At 34.9% G+C, this 1,863-nt stretch carries 2 protein-coding genes; one reads left to right on the forward strand and one right to left on the reverse strand.

Translation table 11 applies throughout. The annotated features are described in order from the left end of the window. The coding region (locus ACFVSW_RS27855; RefSeq protein WP_387319870.1) for a transposase at nt 1-510 on the forward strand (510 nt) is incomplete at its 5' end. Nucleotides 511-864: 354 nt separating this feature from the next. On the opposite strand, the gene ACFVSW_RS27860 is transcribed toward ACFVSW_RS27855, so the two are convergent. Further along, on the reverse strand, nt 865-1,182 hold the full coding sequence (locus tag ACFVSW_RS27860; RefSeq protein ID WP_387319871.1) for a PepSY domain-containing protein: 318 nt from the start codon (nt 1,180-1,182) through the stop codon (nt 865-867). Nucleotides 1,183-1,863: the final 681 nt, after the last annotated feature.

Genomic DNA, 1,863 nt, shown 5'->3' on the forward strand with positions numbered 1-1,863 from the left:
GACAGAGTCAGCTCTCATCAAGAAGATGTATCACGATTGGATTCGATTCCTGGTATAGCAACCAGAATGGCTGAGCAAATTCTATCCGAAATTGGGACTGATGTGAAGAAACAATTCCCCACTGCAGCTCATATGTGTTCTTGGGCAGGATTAGTTCCTGGGCAAAATGAAAGCGCTGGAAAAAGAAAATCAGCCAAAACTAAAAAAGGAAATAAGTATTTAAGATCGGCGTTAACGGAAGCAGCTCATTCAGTAAGAGGATCCAAAAACTATCTCGGAGCACTATATAGACGTACAGCATCCCGAAAGGGTAAGAAACGTGCTGGTATTGTAGTCGCTCATGCAATGTTACGTATCTCTTATTATCTCTTAACCCGAAAAGAATTGTATGTAGACTTAGGCGAAGACTACTTTGACAAGCAGAGACAACAATCTATCGTTCGGCATTCACTGAGACGACTCGAAAGTTTAGGATACACCGTTACGTTAGAAGAACCTAAAGCTTCCTAATCCAGTTAACATTATTACCATAGCTCCATGATATTGGCGCTCTCCCCTTTTTTAAAAAACGAATGAGCTGCGTCTTCTTCAGTATTGCCTTTTTCACTTTATTAAAGAAGTTAATTTTCATGGTAGTGCAATAAGAAAAGGGACCGCTCCAGCAAGCCCATATTCATCATAAGTTCCAACTAGTTCAACAAGAAACTTAATAAAAGTAGTTTTTTAAGTCGATTATTAATCCCTATAACCCTCTCTTTTTTATTTTCTTCTAAAAGAATGATTATCTTTCCTAATCTTCCTATAATAATAACTGGCATAGTCACAAAAAAGTATAAGTAATACTAATTCATCGGTCCATATAAATCAGATAAATTTTCCAGTGTAGGCATCCATAATAACGGTTGGTTCTTTACCATTAAATTTAATTGTAACCTCCCACTGTTTTCTATTCGTTAGTTCATTCCAAAATCCACGCTTTTGATTTAAAGAGGCTCTTATATTATCTGGTGGAATTTCTTTTAACTCCAGATATGTATCTGATTTTTTCCATTCTTCTGGAGGATTTTTCAAGTGTTCTTCCGCTTTGATTATCGCTTCACCTGTAGTCATAATGGGCAATTGATATAAATATAAAAAAAGAATCGTCATACTAACTACTAACCCTAATAAAATCTTTTTCAAAGAAGTGCCTCTTTACTATAAAATCAACCTCAAATGTAGCAGCAAAGAGCAAGGGAATTTTATTTCTACTTCCTTCTCTATCCTGTAAACGTTAGTTTACAATAAAAAGCTGACCAGGAATGGCTTAGCTGGTTCTTCAACTCAAGCACCCGTTACTTGAATAAGCACCATCTGTTCATTCGAATAATTTTTTATATAACGATGGGCATATAGATTTCACTATAATGAAAGAAAATAAGATTAATAATAATCCAACACCACTACAATAAGTGAATATACGAAAAACTCCGGTATATTCTTTTATCGGTTCAGGAAGATAAAAGCCTATAAATAAACTTGTAAGAAATATAAACGATAATGATGGAAGAACCTTTAAACAATGGTCTTTAACACCCTTTTTTTCAAAGAAGTCCATTGATATCTCGACTAATTTGTTCATTAAAAAAAGGTATAAGAATCCAGTAATTACTCCAATAAGAATTGCCATCCTAATACTCCATCCTTGTTCAAAGCCCTTTAAATAAAATTGCTTATTCTTAATATATTCGGAGTTAAATATCCTATTTCCTTCTTGCACTAACCTGTCCTTTAGCTCAATAAAAACAGGATCGCCGCAGCAACCCCGCTGTTCAACTAATGCACCCGTTACTTGAATAAAAAGTAAGTATAATCAAGCCCCCA

Source organism: Neobacillus sp. NPDC058068 (assembly GCF_042885335.1).
GTDB lineage: Bacteria > Bacillota > Bacilli > Bacillales > Cytobacillaceae > Neobacillus.